The sequence below is a fragment of the Quyinboa ferrireducens genome, from assembly GCF_042436675.1.
GTDB lineage: Bacteria > Bacteroidota > Bacteroidia > Bacteroidales > UBA5342 > JBHJHP01.
The window spans coordinates 1-1233 of sequence record NZ_JBHMVA010000069.1 but is presented as its reverse complement, the minus strand read 5'-3'; the positions used below and the strand labels follow the sequence as shown (position 1 = coordinate 1233).

Sequence of the window (1233 nt, the reverse complement as noted above, 5' to 3'; positions counted from 1 at the left end):
TGAGCAATTTTTTTAGTAACTATTTCTTTTCTTTTTTCCGTATTGTTTTTACAAGATAAAAGACTAAAAGTCATTATGAAAGTCAGAATTATGGTTTTAAAATGTTTCATTTCTAAATTGGGTACAACGGTTTTGCGGTATGAAACGTTTGGGAGAGCGGGCCGCGTTCGTATCCACCGTTGCAAAAAGTTGATGCGTGGCAGGATGCTCGAATAACCACTTCGCCCCAAATGTTTTATGACCGCATGTTAGCAAACGTAATTTATTTAAGTTCTAAATCTATTAATATCTCTTCAATATTTTTCTCAATATAATCACACATTTCTTTTGAAGTCAAGTTTTCTCCTTTTAATGAATTAAACTGAAATCCACGATTTATATCATATATTTTAATTTCAAAATCCCAAGTGTCAGTACCCATTTTTCCTGTCTGTGTTCTCAAATCAATTTTGGATAACACAATAAAGTCAGTACTTACTCTTTCAAGTATCGGTTTACAATATTTCTTATCGAAAATATTTTGGTAAGCAACTCCCATCATATCTTTAAATGAAAAAGGAATTAGGTTTATAGAATCAATCGAGGACAATTTATTCTCAATACATTCTTGAATATTTGGAGAAATACCTCTATTAGCAATCTTGTCATACGGTGGTAAAACAAAAACTTTTGGGATTTTAATCTCTTTAAGGCTAAATAAATTTTCACGAATATTCCTGGCTTCTTCTCTATCGAGATGCATTACCTTATCAGTTGGAATCTGATTCCATAAATCAGGATTAAACTCAAACCAACCTTTTGAAATTAGATATTTGCAATCTGTATTTACTTTGAGCAATTTTACCAAACTATCTTGATGCACCAAACATAATTCATATTCCCATCCACAGGGCATCCTTTTATTCGTAGAATCAAATATCCATGTAGTTTGAATCGAATCCAGAACAGAGATTGACTCTATATAAAAATCTTTATGCAAATCAAAAAAATCACTTCCGCCACCTTCGTGTATGAATCCATATAATCGATACTCTCCAGTTTTAAAATCAAAATCGGAGAACGGTTTATAATCAGAAGGATTTTTACTACAACTTATAAAAATCAATCCAATTATTGTCGTTAATATGTATCGTGATGCTCTCATTTTATGTTTGCTAACGTTCCCGCGGTATGGTGTCGTGGCAGTTTCTGTCCGATAGGATAGGAACTGTCAGGACGAAAGGTGCTTGCAGC

At 32.8% G+C, this 1233-nt stretch carries 1 protein-coding gene; it reads right to left on the bottom strand.

Annotated features, from left to right (window positions below):
- Positions 1-262: 262 nt before the first annotated feature.
- A complete protein-coding gene (locus ACE01N_RS20440; protein ID WP_380592926.1) occupies positions 263-1144 on the bottom strand; it encodes a hypothetical protein in 882 nt (293 codons plus the stop codon).
- Between the last annotated feature and the right edge of the window lie 89 nt (positions 1145-1233).